A 15,226-nucleotide genomic window follows, 5' to 3' on the forward strand; every position below is an offset into this window, starting at 1 on the left:
CAGAACAGGGTTTTAGCGAATAAGCTCGCCAAGGGGGTAAGTGACTGGTTTGATGACCGGGTGTGAGTAACTTAACCGTCAGATACGATGCTGTTTGAAATTTTCCGCCTGCTCAAATACATCCCGATAGACCTCGGCATGGGTCACCGGCGGGTAGCCGTTCTTGGATAACAGCATGATCAACTCAACGCGCAGCGCTGCTTTAATATCCTGACGATTGTTCCAATCTGGGTATTTGGTCTTATCATCGACCACGGCCTTCACGTCTGCTGCCAGTGCCAACAGCCGCTCTTCTTCATAGGCAAACTGATACCTCAACGCCACCGCCTTCAGAATGTCGTAAAACGCCTTCTCCTCAACGGTGATACCCAGCTCTTCAAAGGAGCCCATTTCCTCTTTGAGCTGTGTCATCAAGTTCAGAAAGCTATCAACCGCTTCCTGGTGAACCTCGCTGGTAAAGGCGTCTTCCTCCTTGCGCTCGTTATAGAGTTCCACCAGAGAACGAAACTTTCTCGAGAACTCAATCGCCTTGTGTTGGTTGGTTTTTTTAAGCTCACTCAGCGCTTTTGCCAGCAGCTGTTTCAACAGTTCGATCTTGGTGTTGGGCAGCTTGATCTTTTCCAGGCGCGCCAGGTAATCCTCATCAAAGATATCGATGGTATCGTCGCTCTCCTCGCCCAGCGCAAACACCGCCTCGACACCATCGGCGCGTAGCGCTTCGCTAATCATCTCACGCACCTTAGCGTTCATCTGTGCGGTATCTGGCGCATCGCCTTTAGTCAGCTTGTAGACAATTGAACGTACGGCGAGATAGAAGTGCACACGGTCACGTTCAACCTGACTAAGCGTTTCGCTACCACAGCAAACGTCATACGCTGCCTTGAGTCGTTTCACCAATGCCATGAAGCGCTTCTCACGCTTGCCCACGCTCAGCACAAATTCGGCCGCGCGGTTGAGACAATCAAGCTGCGCCAGCGGCTCACCCTTGAAGTAGGCGCTATCATCAAAGCCGTGCATCAGCTTTGCCAATAGATCCAGGTCGTTTTTCACCGCAATCAGTGACGTCTGGATATCCTCGAAGCTGGTTTCATCGGCTTTCGAAAACTGAGCGAGCGCCTGATTCATTTGGCGCTTGATGCCGATGTAATCCACCACCAGTCCCTTATCCTTGCCCGCATAGTTGCGATTGACTCGGGAAATCGTCTGAATCAGGTTGTGCCGCTGTACCGGTTTATCGATATAGAGCGTGTCCAGGCTTGGCACATCAAAGCCGGTGAGCCACATATCCACTACAATCGCGATCTTGAAATTGGATTGATCCTTCTTGAACTGCTGATCTAGCGTCTTGCGGTACTCCTTACTGCCCAGCAAATCGTAAAGCGCTTTTTCATCATCCTTGCCCCGTGTCATCACCATATTGACCCGTGCCATCGGCTTGAGCTTGTCGCGCTCGGTCTTGGTGGGTTCGCAGCCTTCCTCATGGGCCTTGATCTCAAACCATTCGGGCCGAATCGCCTTGATGGCCTGGTAAAGCTGCCATGCGATCTCGCGGCTGCTGGAGACGAACATCGCCTTGCCACACACGGTCGAGCCTTCTTCCAGGCGGCGCTCGTAGTGGGCGACGAAATCCTCAGCGAGTACTCGAATGCGATCAGGGTCACCCAGAATCGAGTTCATCGAGGCCATTACCTTTTTGCTCTCTTCGATCTGGTGTTCGTTGCTACCCGCCTTGGCACACTCATCGTAGTAGTTCTCGATCTCACGAAGCCGGGCATCGTCCAGCGTTACCTTAGCGGCGCGGCCCTCGTAGACGATACGCACGGTGATCTCATCGTTGACCGACTCGCTCATGGTGTAGCTGTCGACCACCTCACCGAACACATCGAGCGTGGCGTCGATCGGCGTGCCGGTAAAGCCCACGTAAGTGGCGTTGGGCAGCGAACGGTGTAGGTAAAAGGCAAACCCATAAGCCTTGCGCACACCCTTTTCAGTGATCTGTACTTTCTGATCTAGATTGATCTGGCTACGGTGCGCTTCATCCGAGATACAAATAACATTGCTGCGTTCGGTGAGCTGGTGGGTGTCTTCGGTAAACTTGTGAATCGTGGTGAGAAAAACCCCGCCACTGCGCCGACCGGCCAGCAGCTCGCGCAGGTGCGTACGGCTCTCCACTTCGACAATGGTGTTGTCACCGATATAACCGCGTGCATTGGTAAACTGCCTTGAGAGCTGGTCATCCAAATCGGTGCGGTCAGTAATGAGCACAATGGTGGGGCTTTCAAATGCCAGGCTCTTCATCAAGCGCCGAGCAAGAAACTGCATGGTATAGCTCTTGCCGCAGCCCGTGGCGCCAAAATAAGTGCCGCCCTTGCCATCCCCTTTGGGGCGCTGCGCCGCCATGATGCTGTGATAGAGCTTATTGACCGCGTAAAACTGCGGGTATCGGCACACGAACTTCTCTTGCTGGGGGGACTTATCCGGGAAGAAGATAAAGTCGCGTAGCACCAGCCGCAGCCGATCCCGATCAAACAACCCCTGAATCATCGCATGCAGCGAATCGATGCCGTCCTTGTCGGCAGGCTCGAAGCCCGTCACCTTGCGCCAGCTATAAAAGAACTCGTAAGCGGCAAAGAGACTACCCATGCGCGAATTCACGCCATCGCTGATCACACAGAGCGCGTTGAAGACGAAAAGCTGCGGGATATCGCGCCGGTAGCGGACGGTAAGCTGCTTCCAGGCCTCATGAATCGAGGTTTGATGTTCCCCAATGGCACTTTTGAACTCGAACACCACCAGCGGCAGGCCGTTGATATAGAGAATCGCATCGGGAATACGGATATTCTCCTTGCCCTCGATCTTCATTTGGCTGACCAAGGCATACCGGTTGGCATCCGTTGCGTACGCCCCTAGCGGCTCGGCCACCTGAGCCAGGGGTTCGGCCGCAGGCTGAGCACCGAGCTGTTCCAACCCAGTGTCATCGAACAGCTGAATATGTAAGTCTTTTTCGGAAGGGTCTTCACGCTTGAGCAGAAAGCCATCCGCCAGCCAGCCACAGAAGGTTTTATTGCTCTCGTAAAGATCACCGGGCGAGAGCCCTCGAAGGCGTACGACGATCGAATCGATCTCGCTGGTCGTAATGCCGACATCGCCGTAGCGAAGCTGTAGAAAAGCACGCAGATCGGCTTCGATCAACACGTCATTCGGTGCACGTTCAATGGTTGCGCCTAGCCGATGGGGATACCCCTGCTCGCCGAGCAGGGCAATAATGGCAGCTTCCAGCTTCGCTTCGGTAAACTTCATGCAGTCACGCCGTCGTTTTTTCACTCAACATATCATGATCGGCTGATAGACGCCTGCCTTGAAGGCGGTCGTTCAACGGGAGCGCGGGTCTATTTATTCCACACACTCTTGGTCAGCTTACCGGTCTGCTGGTAAATCCCCACCTGCTCAATGAAGTGGTGGAAATCGCGGTTTTCCTCGACGATGCGATTGACCGACTGCCAATCGACGGCGAGCTTTTCCCGCGCAGGAATGAGAATTTGGCTATCGAACAACGACTCTGTATTGAGCAGCAATACGCCGATACCGTGAAGCGCGCAGAGCATTTGTAGCTCTTCTTCCACATTACCCAGCTCAGTGGCGACTAAATAGCCAAAGTGCGCCCAGCTAGAGTTGGACACCGCCTGGAAGAAACACTGGCGCACGTTGCCCGGCAAGAGCGCCTTCTTCACCTCGAACGACCACAGCCGCACCGTGCTGTCGTTACCGTGCCGCACGCAGTCACGCACTGCTGAATTCCACGCTTTATCAAGCGGTTGCAGCGCCACGATATCGGGATGTAGCCACTGATTGCCGCCCTTGCCTTTGCTGTTCTTGGAGGTTTTCTCGTTAATGCGCTGGCAGTGCAACCCCAGCTCTTCGTTCAAGAACTCGATCAGCAGCGGATAAAGCGCCTGCTCGCTCAGCGTCTCTTCCTGGCTAGGCAAACTCGCCGCAACGGGCGCGGGCTCAGGAACAGGTGCCTCAGCAATAGCGTCAGCCTTAGCCGGGTTGGGCTCCCAATAGTAGAGGCGTGGGCGCGGTTTATCGCGGGTCGCGACATTAGCGCAAAGTTGCTTGGCTTTTATCGTGCGGTCACCGCCAATTTCTGCCGCCACCTGGGCAATCAGCTTCTCTTCGGTGGCGTAATTGGGGTTCTGCTGTTTCTCCGCCATCGCTTCTGGGTAGCGATCAAGAAATTCCAGTGCCAGCTCCCGCGCCGTAAACTTCTGCTCTGGGCGGGCTTTAAGTGTCTCGATAATCATTTGAGCGCGGGTGGGCTGACTCATGCGAATTCGGTCTCCAGGGCGGTATCAACAGCAGCTTCGGCCTCCGGCAGTTTGAGTTCGCCGGAGAGAAGTTTGGGGAGCAAGGTATCGCGGAGCTGGGTTAGCTCTTCACTTTCTAAACGACTACTCAACATTTTCTCAATCAGAGGTCTTATGGATTCGCCTGCTTTACTTATCAACTGTTCCTCTGGAACCAAGCAAAATGCTTCCGCAAGGTGCTGTCGTTTTATATGCCCCATAGTTACTGCTTTATCAGCAGCGATCCTTTGAAAAAGCTCTAGATGCCGTTGAGTCCAAAGAAAATAAAACCATTTCGGATATTGATCAGACGTCACCTTAAATAGATGCTGATTGAGAGCCGCTTTGCCACCACTCCATATATCAATCATCAAAGTTCCCGACCAAGAAAAAACAACATCACCATTATGAACAATACACTCAGGCTTTATATTTACTGAAGCTTTCTCAACGCCATCTGTTTTTCTAGCTCTCAACTGTGCAATCTTTAGGACAGGTAAGAATTCTTCCCCTTCGTTGGGCCTAAATTTTTGTAAAGCCAAGCCGTTCTGGTAGCGTGCGACCTGATCCAAGGGCTTTATTGTCCACCCCGCTGGTACCCAACCCAGCACCTCATCCTCCTCAAACCTATCTGGAAATAGTCGCCGTGTCTCAGCCGGCAAACGTGCGGGAGCCTTTTCACTGCCTGCTGCCCACATCGCCTTCCGACGCGCGGCGCGCTTGGCTAGCGGTTCGGGGATGGGGTTGCCCACTTCCAGCGCGTTATCGATTACCGGATCGAAATCGACGAACCAGCTTTTGAAAATGGCCTGGGCCATCTGTTCGAGGGTTTGGTTGATTTGGGTGTTGAGGGTTATTTTTTTAGCAATATATGAAAGGATATCTGCTATTTCACTTTCACACTCGTGACGAGGTATTTTTAGGTCTTTAAGAACAGGAATGCGCACGTTACTGACAGTAGTGCCCGTTCCTTCATTCCACGATATCTGACTCTGAACATATTTTGATTGCAACGCCCAAAACAAATACCGCGAATCAACCTCCGGTTTTGCGCGAAGCAACACTTGTCTTTGTCCGAGACAGCACTTCAAATTTTCAGAGATCAAACATACTTCGCCCATAGGGGCTTCTCGAGTAAAGACTATATCACCAGCGCGCGGCAAAGCACGCCTAACTCTTGAACGAAAATGTTCTTCATCGGTGAAACTAGGATTACTTAGATCAAGCTCGCCGTTACGGATATTTTGATTACGAAGGACGATTATTCCAGTATCAGTCCACTTTGGAGTTGAATGAGGGCAATCAATAACTAGCTCGCACATGTCCTCCAGTCGGTCATACGCTACCTCACAGCTCATAACCCAGCCCCACCAGATTCTTTCTGATCTGATTCTCTAGCGTCGCCGATTCGGCAAACTGTTTACTCAGCTGGGTCGTCAATTCGGCCATCTTCGTTTCAAATGGAATTCCGTCATCCTCGACCTCGACAGCACCAACATAACGCCCGGGAGTGAGCACGAAGTCGTGGCTTTTGATCTCGTCGAAACTCGCGCTCTTGCAGAAGCCGAGAATATCTTCATAGCTTCCCGCCTCCGGCTGGCCGCGCCAGGCGTGGAAGGTGCGGGCGATGGTGGCGATATCGTCATCGGTCAGGTCTTTCTGTTTACGGCTGATCATAGTGCCCATGTGGCGGGCATCGATGAAGAGCGTTTCATCCTCGCGGTGGCGATAACCTTTCGGCGTGTTGGCTTTCTTACTGTTGGTAAGAAACCACAGGCAAACCGGAATCTGGGTGGTAAAGAAGAGCTGGCCCGGCAGCGCAATCATGCACTCGACCAAGTCATCCTCAATCAGTTGCTGGCGGATTTTACCCTCGCCGCTGGTGTTCGAACTCATCGAGCCGTTGGCCATCACGAAGCCCGCTGCGCCTTGGTGGCTGAGCTTGGAGAGCATGTGCAAAATCCAGGCGTAGTTGGCGTTGCCGGTGGGCGGCACATCATAGTCAGCCCAACGCGGGTCGTCGGTCAGCTCGGCGGGCGCACGCCATTGGCTCTGGTTGAAAGGCGGATTGGCCAAGATGAAATCAGCCTTCAAGTCCGGGTGCTGGTCACGAAAGAAGCTGTCTGCCGCGGTTTCGCCCAGGTTGCCCGAAATACCGCGAATCGCCAGGTTCATCTTGGCCAGCTTGCGGGTGGTGTTGGCGTACTCCTGCCCGTAAATCGAAATTTCCCGGCGGCTACCTTCATGGGCCTCGATAAACTTGAGCGACTGCACGAACATGCCACCCGATCCGCAGCAGGGGTCATAAATCTTGCCCTGATAAGGTTCGAGCATCTCCACCAGCAGCGTCACTACACTTTTGGGCGTGTAGTACTCGCCGCCTCTCTGGCCTTCATTAGAGGCAAATTTACCTAGAAAATACTCGTAGACCCGGCCGACGATATCTTCCTCGCTCTGACCCTGCTCTTCGGTCACCGTGTCGATGTCGTTGATGGTGTCGATCAACGAGCCGAGTTTGCCAGCGCTCAGATCGAGCCGAGAGAAGTAGTTGTCCGGCAAGGCACCGGCCAGCGAGGCGTTGTTCTTCTCCACCGTGCTCATGGCGGTGTCGATCACCAGGGCCAGGTTGTCCTGCTTGGCGTGTTTTTGAATGTGGCTCCAGCGCGCCTCTTCCGGCAGGTAGAAGACGTTATCCTTGGCGTAGAAATCCACCATGTCGACGTATTCAGCGCCAAACTCTTGCACGATTTTCTTCTGCTGCTGCACAAACTTGTCGCTGATGAACTTCAAAAAGATCAGGCTCAATACCACGTGCTTGTATTCGGCCGATTCCACGCTGCCGCGAAGCTTGTTGGCGCTATCCCAAAGGGATTCTTCGAAGCCTTTAACGGCCCCTTTTTTTGCCTGCGCTTTTGCCATTTTGATCTCTGCCTTACTCAACATGAACCCGGCGTAAACGCCGAAAAAATGTAAAGGAGTATAGCGAATACCCGCCTGCCCTCGGTAGGGCTATTCCTAGAACGATTTCATTACCGCTCATCGCTTGACGTTTGCTTGCATACTCGGTATATCAATTGATACATCCTTGAACTATCAAGCGAGCATGGCGTCATGGATATTCACTTCTCCCAATATCAACCCACCAAAGCCGTGGCCTCCGGCTTCTGGCAACAGATTGGCCTGCCTGCCCGTGGCCGAAAGCTGCATGAGTTATTGCATGAAGGCGTGGAGTACCGGGTTTACCCCCGGCTAGCCAAGGTATCAGGTATCGAGCAGAAGGCGCTGGCTGGCTATGTCGATATCCCCCCGGCCACGCTCAGCCGTCGCGCCAAATCGGGCCGCTTCAAGATGGCGGAAAGTGACCGGCTGTATCGCTTTGCTGAGCTTTTCAAGGCGGCGCTGGATCTATTCGAGGGTGACGCTGAAAGTGCTCGCGCCTGGCTGCTCAAACCCAATGCCGGGCTAGGCGGGCGGCGCCCCGTCGAAATGAGCGCCACATCGGCAGAGTATCAAACGGTGTTGAACCTGATCGGACGGCTGGAGCACGGGGTCTCGGTATGAACGAGGTCACCGCCTATCGACTGGTTAAGCGTAAGTTTCAGGAAACAGCGTTTGATGGCGAAGGCGCACGGCTTTACGGTGGGCGCTGGAACAGTCCCGGTAACGCCTGTGTGTATGTGGCAAGCTCCGAGTCGTTGGCGCTGCTGGAAATCATGGTGCATCTGGAGAGCTATCGGCTGCTCAACGCCTATGCGCTACTGCGTTTGACGCTGCCAGCAGAGAGTATTTTAAGCGTTGGCGAAGAAGATCTACCGGAAAACTGGCAGGAAGCCCCAGCGCCCGCAGAGACTGCTGAACTTGGCGATGGCTGGTTGGCATCCAAGCAAAGCCTGGCACTGGCAGTGCCGAGCGTGGTCGTGCCGAGAGAGCTCAACTACATGCTCAATCCGGCGGATCCTTTATTCGATCAAATCGTCACGACGGCCGAGGCACTGCCATTTCAACCCGATCCAAGACTTTGAACCGGGAGTGGATAACTTAAACCGTTCTTAGCAGACTTCAACGGCGCGTTAGTAGCCCGTCTTACGTTTATTCCCGCAATACTCAAATACCCTTTTCAGCCCACCTCAGCGCCTTTTATCCGCTTGACATTGCATGGATAGCGTCACAAACTTAGCCAAGGCTATACTTCTTTCCCTAGGACAATCAGTTTACACAAAGCAACTTCAACCCATCTACCTCATGACGAGTCTGGAGCTAAATAATGGCAACAAAATATGCCGTGATTCTATTGGGAACGCTGCCTTTTAGTGCGTTGGCAACTGCCGATGAAACGCCCTTAAACGTGGTGGCAACGATTGGGATGATTGCCGATGTAGCGCAGGAAGTAGGCGGCGAATGCGTTAATGTGGAAGCCATGATGGGCCCCGGCGTAGACCCCCATCTCTATCAGGCAAGCGCTAGCGACGTGGCCTTGCTGCGGGGCGCCGAACACATTCTCTATTCAGGCTACTCATTGGAAGGACAGCTGGGGAGTGTGCTGGAGAATTTCTCGGCACGAACACCTACGCTTGCCGTGGCGCCCGCTTCCATTGATCCGGCGTCGTTGATCACCGCTCAGGATGTCTACGGGGTCGACCCTCACCTGTGGATGGATGTCTCTTTATGGACCCAAACACTGCCCACCCTGAGCGATGCATTGAGCGAAGCGCGCCCTGAGTGCGCCACGACGATTGAAACCAATACCGAGCGTTATCAAGCTCAGTTGCTAGCCCTGCATGAGTGGGTTAAAGAGAGCATTGCCAGCATCCCCGAAGAGCAGCGTATTCTTGTCACTGCCCACGACGCTTTCAGCTACTTTGGCCGTGCCTATGACATTGAGGTGGAAGGGATTCAGGGCATCAGTACCGAAACCGAAACCGGGATCGCCGATATTCGCAGCATGGCGGATAGCGTCGTTGCACATAACGTGCCTGCGGTATTTATCGAGAGCACGATCAACCCGCGCACCATTCAGGCAGTGATCGATGCTGCAAGGCAGCGCGGCCATGATGTGACCATCGGCGGCCAGCTTTATTCCGACGCCATGGGCGATGAAGGCACGGTAGATGGTACCTATATGGGCATGATCTACCGTAATACCCAGCACATTGTCGAGGCGCTAGGCGGTTCCTTGGCGCCGCTGCCAAAGGCACTAGATGACTGGGCCAGCGAGTGGCAACTCGCTCAATAAGCATTCTATAAGGCAGTGCATCCATGGCGACATCCGACCTTACAGACACCGCACTGAGCATTAAAAACCTGACGGTGAGCTACCATAACCAACCCGTGCTTTGGGATATCGATCTGGATATCCCTGCCGGTGTCATGGCGGGCATTGTCGGCCCTAACGGGGCGGGCAAGAGCACGTTGATCAAAAGCCTACTGGGGCTGGTGCCGTCGTTGTCAGGCGAGGTGATGGTGCATGGGCGGCCCTACGCCACGCAGCGTAAACGAGTGGGCTACGTGCCCCAGCGCTCAAGCGTTGATTGGGATTTTCCCACCACTGCGCTGGATGTGGTCACCATGGGGCTTTACGGGCGCTTGGGTTGGCTCAGAAGACCGGGGCGAAAAGAGCGCCACGAGGCGCAGGAAGCACTTGAGATGGTCGGTATGAGTGCTTTGGCTGAGCGCCAGATTAGCCAGCTCTCAGGTGGCCAGCAGCAGCGCGTATTTTTGGCCCGTGCGCTAGTGCAGCAAGCCGATGTGTATTTTCTTGATGAACCCATGGCGGGCGTCGATGCCACCACCGAGCGGGCCATTATCGATATCCTGCGCCGCCTGCGCGACGCGGGTAAGACGCTGATCGTGGTACACCACGATCTGCAAACGGTGCGCACCTACTTTGACTGGCTACTGCTACTCAACGTGCGAGTCATCGCCAGCGGCAAGGCCGAGGAGGTGTTCAAGATCGATCACCTGCGCCAGGCTTACGGCGGCCAAATCGCGCTACTTAATGATAATGAATCGTTAATGTTTTCCGCCTCAAAGGTGAAGTAACCCATGGTGTGGCTTGAGCTTTTATCTGACTACACCTTTCAGAATGTAGTCATTGGCGCCTCGCTGCTGGGGCTGATCAGCGGCCCGCTGGGCTGTTTTGCGGTGCTGCGTCGCCAAAGCCTGCTAGGAGACGCGATTTCCCACGCAGCCCTTCCCGGCATCTGTTTAAGCTTTATCATCACCGGCAGCCGAGATATTGGCGGGATTATTATGGGTTCACTGATCACCGGCTCCGCCGCCGCGCTGATTATGCTGATGCTGACGCGCTTAAGCCGCCTGAAAACTGACGCAGCCCTAGGAGCCTGCCTGAGTATCTTTTTTGCCGTGGGTATCGTTCTGCTCACTTATATCCAGAGTACCAATAACGCCTCCCAGGGCGGTCTTGAGGCCTTTCTTTTCGGCCAGGCCGCCGCGACGCTGCGCTCCGACTTATGGGTGATGGGCAGCATTACGCTGGTCACGCTGCTACTGCTTGCCGTCTTCTGGAAACAGGCCAAGCTGGTCACCTTTGATGCGGAGTACGCCCGCACGCTCGGCATGCCTATCACCGTGATTGAAGCATCGCTCACCGCTATGGTGGCGCTAGCGGTCGTCGTCGGCCTGCAGATGGTCGGTGTGATTTTGATGGCCGCCATGATCGTGGCGCCCGCGGCCGCCGCGCGACAGTGGAGCCGCCACCTGGGCGGCATGCTCACCATTGCCGCAGGCGTCGGTATTGTCAGTGGCGTGTCAGGGGCGACCATTAGCACCCTATCGCGGGGCCTGGCAACCGGCCCGCTGATTGTCCTTACCGCAACCGCCATCGTGCTGATATCGTTGGCTTTGGCGCCCGGCCGTGGCCTGCTGTGGGGTGTGATAAAGCACTATCGCCAGAAGTCAGCGCTGCAGAAACAGCAGCTACTTTATGCGCTATATAAACACTCGGCTGATCCCTCATGCGCCCCCTCAACACTCGGTTCACGCAGGATGCTCAACAAGCTTAAGCAGCAAGGCTACCTAACCCGCTCTCCACGCGGTGCCACCCCAAGCGACGACGGCTGGGGGCTAACGGCACAGGGCCAGGCGGAGGCTAGAAGAGTAATCGCGGCTTTTGAGGAATTAGCATCATGATGGCCGAGCTACTGACCACAACTGCCCTGCCCATTATGCTAGTGGGCGCGATGGTAGGCATCGCCTCCTCGGCGGTGGGCACCTTTTTAGTGCTGCGCGGCAACAGCATGTTATCCGACGCAATCAGCCATTCGATTGTGTTTGGCATCGTCATCGTCTGGCTGCTGACCAAGCAACAGAGCGGGCCGGTACAACTGATTGGGGCCGCCCTCACCGGGCTGTTAACCGTGCTGCTCACCGAAGCCTTAGCAAGCACCAAACGGGTCAAGCAGGATACCGCTATCGGCCTGGTCTTCCCGGCGCTGTTCTCTATCGGCGTGCTGCTGTTGAATATTTATGCCAATGATGTGCATATCGACACGCATACTGTGCTGCTCGGTGAGATCGGTTTTGTCTGGCTGGATACAGTCGACATCTTCGGCCTGCCCATCCCCCAGGCGCTGGTATCGATGAGCGTGATGACGGTGCTCAACTACGCGTTTATCGGACTCTTTTATAAGGAGCTGAAGCTGGCCACCTTCGATCCGGCGCTGGCCAAAACGTTCGGTTTTATGCCCTCGATTCTTTTCTATGTGCTGCTAATGCTAACAAGCTCCACTGCCGTGGCGGCCTTTGATGCGGTAGGCGCGGTGCTGTTTATCGCCTTTGCCATTGTGCCCGCCTCCGCCGCCTATTTGCTGACCGACCGGCTGTGGATGATGTTTATCATCGGTGCGCTAATTTCTATCGCCTCGAGTATTTCTGGCTACTACCTCGCAGTGTATCTCAACGTCTCCATTGGCGGCATGATGGCCGTCATGACCGGTGTATTCCTGATGCTCGCCTTTCTGGCAGGGCCACGCTACGGCGTGATTACCCAACGGGTCAAACGCCAACGGGCACGCCAGGCGCCGGTGGAGCCGCCGCCCAGCGTTTGAAGCCCAGCTTTTGGAAACAACACCGCTCATCCGCGCGCAAAAAAGCGACCGCCTTTCGACAGCCGCTTGGCCGGGCAGGCGGTAACCGGGTGTGGATAACTTAAACCGTCAGATGCTGCTTGATCAGCTCATTGGAGAGCTCGCTGATCTCACCTTTGGCCACCGGTCGGCCGCGATCCATGATCACAAAGCGATCGGCGTACTTACGGGCAAAGGGCAGCTTCTGCTCTACCAGTAGCACCGTAAGGCCATCCTCGTTGATCAACTGACGGATCACTTGGCCGATTTGAGCGACGATATTGGGCTGAATGCCCTCACCTGGCTCGTCCAAAATCAGCAGTTTGGGTTCGATGACCAGCGCACGGCCAATGGCCAGCTGCTGCTGTTGCCCGCCGGAAAGGTCGCCGCCACGGCGGTGTTTCATCTCTTTAAGCACTGGGAACAGTTCATAGACCCGCTCAGGAATCTTTTTCAGCCCGTCGCTGCGGGCGGCAAGGCCGGTGCGCAGGTTCTCCTCCACGGTCAGCAGCGGAAATATCTGCCGCCCCTGGGGCACGTAACCAATTCCCAACCGCGAGCGCGCCTCAACGGCTTTTTTAGTCAGCTCGATCTCGCCGGTCTCGGCGGTGTAGCGTAACTCGCCACTTTTGACGGCCACTTCGCCCATTACGGCTTTCAGCAGCGTGGTTTTACCCACGCCGTTGCGTCCCATCACGCAGGTGCACTGGCCAGCAGGCACCTCAAGATCGAGATCCCAGAGGGTGTGGCTTTCGCCGTAAAACTGGTTAAGCTTTTCGATCGCTAGCATCAGGCAGCCTCCTCGTCGTCAGCACCCAGGTAGACCTCGATGACTTTGGGGTCGCTGGAGACTTGATCCATGGTGCCTTCCGCCAGCACGCTGCCCTGGTGCAGCACGGTCACCTGGCGAGCGATGGAGCGCACAAAGCCCATATCGTGCTCCACCACCACCACGGACTGTTTACCGGCCAGCCCGGTGAGCAACTCGGCAGTGCGCTCCATCTCCTGCTCGGTCATGCCCGCCACCGGTTCATCCACCAGCAGTAGACGCGGGCGCTGCATCAGCAGCATGCCGATTTCCAGCCACTGCTTCTGGCCGTGGGAAAGAATCCCGGCGGGCTGATGACGCAACTCCGTCAGGCCGATCGTTTCCAGCACTTCGTTAATACGGTCTTTGATCTCGCCGGTCATGCGGGCAGTCAGGGTAGGAAAAATCCGCTTGTCCGCCGCCATGGCCAGCTCCAGATTTTCAAACACCGAGAGCGCTTCGAAGACCGTGGGCTTTTGAAACTTGCGGCCAATACCCAGGCTGGCAATATCGGGCTCGTTCATGTGCAGCAGGTTATGGCGGCTACCGAACCAAACGCTGCCGCTGGTGGGGCGGGTTTTGCCGGTGATGATATCCATCATGGTGGTTTTACCCGCCCCGTTGGGGCCGATAATGCAGCGCAGCTCACCGTCGTTGATGGTCAGGTTGAGGTTATTGATGGCTTTAAAACCATCGAAGCTCACGGTGACATCTTCCATATAGAGAATCGGCCCGTGGCGAACGTCCACCGGTGAGGCTTGGGGCGCCATAAAATCGAAAACCCGGTCACGCTGGGACAGCGATTGCAGCAAACTCATGCGGAGGCCTCCTTGGATGTCTGTTGATGGTCAGGATCCGTCGTCTGATCCTCGCGCTTACGGCGCTTGAGGTAGCCAAACAGCCCCGCCACACCCTTGGGCAGAAACACCGTGACCAGTACGAACATTGCACCTAACGCAAACAGCCAGGCATCGGGCATGACGCCGGTAAAGATGGTTTTGGCGTAGTTAACTAAAATAGCGCCAATCACCGCACCATACAGCGTGGCGCGACCGCCTAACGCTACCCACAGCACAATCTCGATGGAGAAAATCGGCGAGAACTCGCTGGGGTTGATAATCCCCACTTGCGGCACGTAGAGCGCCCCCGCCAGGCCCGCCAGCATCGCCGAGACCACAAACACAAACAGCTGAAAGCGTTCGACCCGATAGCCGAGAAAGCGCGTGCGCGCCTCGGCGTCGCGGGTGGCCACGCTCACACGGCCCAGCTTACTGGTGACAATCGCGCGACAGAGAATAAAGCCCAGTGCCAGCGCCACACCGGTGGCCAGAAAAAGCCCTAGACGCGTGGCGTCGCTGCGTAGATCAAAACCGACGATCTCACGGAAGTCAGTCAGGCCGTTATTACCGCCGAAGCCCATCTCATTGCGGAAGAAGGCCAGCATCAAGGCAAAGGTCAGCGCCTGGGTAATGATCGACAGATACACCCCGGTAACCCGTGAGCGAAACGCCAAGAAGCCGAACACCAGAGCCAGTAGGCCGGGGGCCAGCAGCACCATGGCAAAGGCGAACCAGGCCATATCGAAGCCGTGCCAGAACCACGGCAAGCTGTCCCAGTTGAGGAACACCATAAAGTCGGGCAGTACCGGATGGCCGTAGGTACCGCGATCGCCAATCTGGCGCATCAGGTACATGCCCATGGCGTAACCGCCGATAGCAAAAAACGCACCGTGGCCGAGGCTTAAAATGCCCAGATAGCCCCACACCAGATCCACCGCCACCGCCAGCAGCGCGTAGCTTAGGTACTTACCGAAAAGGTTAACCGTATAAGCCCCCACATGCAGCGGGTTATCCGGCGGCACTGCCACATGCAGGAGGGTGACCAGCGCCAGAGCGGCAAGTAGCACGCCGAGAAAAATCTGCGTAGAGCGTTCGCTGAATGGGCGTGTTAGCCAAAAATTTGTCGATGATTCTGTCGTTAGTGACATC

Annotated in this window: 13 protein-coding genes; 6 read left to right on the forward strand and 7 right to left on the reverse strand. The window is 55.5% G+C overall.

Annotation, left to right across the window (positions count from 1 at the left end):
- Positions 1-78: 78 nt before the first annotated feature.
- From SR894_RS20565 to SR894_RS20580, 4 genes are all read right to left on the reverse strand, one after another.
- The gene (locus tag SR894_RS20565; RefSeq protein WP_133731822.1) at positions 79-3,300 is read right to left on the reverse strand and encodes a type I restriction endonuclease subunit R; all 3,222 of its coding nucleotides are present in this window, start codon (positions 3,298-3,300) and stop codon (positions 79-81) included.
- An 89-nt stretch (positions 3,301-3,389) separates the two neighbouring features.
- Positions 3,390-4,328, reverse strand: a complete 939-nt coding sequence (locus SR894_RS20570) for a COG2958 family protein (protein ID WP_133731823.1) — start codon at positions 4,326-4,328, stop codon at positions 3,390-3,392.
- A complete protein-coding gene (locus SR894_RS20575; protein WP_133731824.1) occupies positions 4,325-5,704 on the reverse strand; it encodes a restriction endonuclease subunit S in 1,380 nt (459 codons plus the stop codon). The genes SR894_RS20570 and SR894_RS20575 overlap by 4 nt, the downstream gene beginning before the upstream one ends.
- Positions 5,694-7,265 (reverse strand): type I restriction-modification system subunit M, encoded by a 1,572-nt coding sequence (locus SR894_RS20580; RefSeq protein ID WP_133731825.1) that lies wholly within the window; start codon positions 7,263-7,265, stop codon positions 5,694-5,696. The genes SR894_RS20575 and SR894_RS20580 overlap by 11 nt, the downstream gene beginning before the upstream one ends.
- 192 nt (positions 7,266-7,457) lie before the next feature.
- Between SR894_RS20580 and parS the strand changes: the two genes are divergently transcribed.
- From parS to SR894_RS20610, 6 genes are all read left to right on the forward strand, one after another.
- Positions 7,458-7,907 (forward strand): type II RES/Xre toxin-antitoxin system antitoxin, encoded by a 450-nt coding sequence (gene parS / locus SR894_RS20585; protein ID WP_133731826.1) that lies wholly within the window; start codon positions 7,458-7,460, stop codon positions 7,905-7,907.
- Positions 7,904-8,368, forward strand: coding sequence for an RES family NAD+ phosphorylase (locus tag SR894_RS20590; protein WP_133731827.1), 465 nt, complete (start codon positions 7,904-7,906; stop codon positions 8,366-8,368). The genes parS and SR894_RS20590 overlap by 4 nt, the downstream gene beginning before the upstream one ends.
- Positions 8,369-8,610: 242 nt before the next feature.
- Entirely contained in the window at positions 8,611-9,579 is a 969-nt protein-coding gene (locus SR894_RS20595; protein WP_133731828.1) for a metal ABC transporter solute-binding protein, Zn/Mn family, read from the forward strand.
- Between the two features lie 23 nt (positions 9,580-9,602).
- Positions 9,603-10,385: a metal ABC transporter ATP-binding protein gene (locus SR894_RS20600; protein ID WP_133731829.1), complete on the forward strand. Its 783-nt coding sequence runs from the start codon at positions 9,603-9,605 to the stop codon at positions 10,383-10,385.
- Positions 10,386-10,388: 3 nt separating this feature from the next.
- Positions 10,389-11,495: a metal ABC transporter permease gene (locus SR894_RS20605; protein WP_133731830.1), complete on the forward strand. Its 1,107-nt coding sequence runs from the start codon at positions 10,389-10,391 to the stop codon at positions 11,493-11,495.
- On the forward strand, positions 11,492-12,412 hold the full coding sequence (locus SR894_RS20610) for a metal ABC transporter permease (protein WP_133731831.1): 921 nt from the start codon (positions 11,492-11,494) through the stop codon (positions 12,410-12,412). The genes SR894_RS20605 and SR894_RS20610 overlap by 4 nt, the downstream gene beginning before the upstream one ends.
- A 100-nt stretch (positions 12,413-12,512) precedes the next feature.
- On the opposite strand, the gene urtE is transcribed toward SR894_RS20610, so the two are convergent.
- Genes urtE through urtC form a run of 3 tightly spaced genes read right to left on the reverse strand, consistent with a single transcriptional unit; the run spans position 12,513 to position 15,225 of the window.
- A complete protein-coding gene (gene urtE, locus SR894_RS20615) occupies positions 12,513-13,220 on the reverse strand; it encodes an urea ABC transporter ATP-binding subunit UrtE (RefSeq protein WP_022521346.1) in 708 nt (235 codons plus the stop codon).
- Entirely contained in the window at positions 13,220-14,056 is an 837-nt protein-coding gene (gene urtD / locus SR894_RS20620) for an urea ABC transporter ATP-binding protein UrtD (RefSeq protein ID WP_133731832.1), read from the reverse strand. The genes urtE and urtD overlap by 1 nt, the downstream gene beginning before the upstream one ends.
- Positions 14,053-15,225 (reverse strand): urea ABC transporter permease subunit UrtC, encoded by a 1,173-nt coding sequence (gene urtC, locus SR894_RS20625; RefSeq protein WP_133731833.1) that lies wholly within the window; start codon positions 15,223-15,225, stop codon positions 14,053-14,055. Before urtC ends, urtD begins: the two co-directional genes overlap by 4 nt.
- Position 15,226 lies beyond the last annotated feature (1 nt).

It is taken from the genome of Vreelandella neptunia (assembly GCF_034479615.1).
Classification (GTDB): Bacteria; Pseudomonadota; Gammaproteobacteria; order Pseudomonadales; family Halomonadaceae; genus Vreelandella; species Vreelandella neptunia.

What these genes read in the sequence shown, in the direction of transcription:
- SR894_RS20610 (WP_133731831.1), top strand. Translation starts at nt 11,492, where the DNA reads ATGATGGCCGAGCTACTGACCACAACTGCCCTGCCCATTATGCTAGTG.
- SR894_RS20565 (WP_133731822.1), bottom strand. Translation starts at nt 3,300, where the DNA reads ATGAAGTTTACCGAAGCGAAGCTGGAAGCTGCCATTATTGCCCTGCTC.
- urtC (WP_133731833.1), bottom strand. Translation starts at nt 15,225, where the DNA reads ATGTCACTAACGACAGAATCATCGACAAATTTTTGGCTAACACGCCCA.
- SR894_RS20580 (WP_133731825.1), bottom strand. Translation starts at nt 7,265, where the DNA reads ATGGCAAAAGCGCAGGCAAAAAAAGGGGCCGTTAAAGGCTTCGAAGAA.
- urtE (WP_022521346.1), bottom strand. Translation starts at nt 13,220, where the DNA reads ATGCTAGCGATCGAAAAGCTTAACCAGTTTTACGGCGAAAGCCACACC.
- SR894_RS20595 (WP_133731828.1), top strand. Translation starts at nt 8,611, where the DNA reads ATGGCAACAAAATATGCCGTGATTCTATTGGGAACGCTGCCTTTTAGT.
- SR894_RS20605 (WP_133731830.1), top strand. Translation starts at nt 10,389, where the DNA reads ATGGTGTGGCTTGAGCTTTTATCTGACTACACCTTTCAGAATGTAGTC.
- SR894_RS20575 (WP_133731824.1), bottom strand. Translation starts at nt 5,704, where the DNA reads ATGAGCTGTGAGGTAGCGTATGACCGACTGGAGGACATGTGCGAGCTA.
- SR894_RS20570 (WP_133731823.1), bottom strand. Translation starts at nt 4,328, where the DNA reads ATGAGTCAGCCCACCCGCGCTCAAATGATTATCGAGACACTTAAAGCC.
- SR894_RS20590 (WP_133731827.1), top strand. Translation starts at nt 7,904, where the DNA reads ATGAACGAGGTCACCGCCTATCGACTGGTTAAGCGTAAGTTTCAGGAA.
- parS (WP_133731826.1), top strand. Translation starts at nt 7,458, where the DNA reads ATGGATATTCACTTCTCCCAATATCAACCCACCAAAGCCGTGGCCTCC.
- SR894_RS20600 (WP_133731829.1), top strand. Translation starts at nt 9,603, where the DNA reads ATGGCGACATCCGACCTTACAGACACCGCACTGAGCATTAAAAACCTG.
- urtD (WP_133731832.1), bottom strand. Translation starts at nt 14,056, where the DNA reads ATGAGTTTGCTGCAATCGCTGTCCCAGCGTGACCGGGTTTTCGATTTT.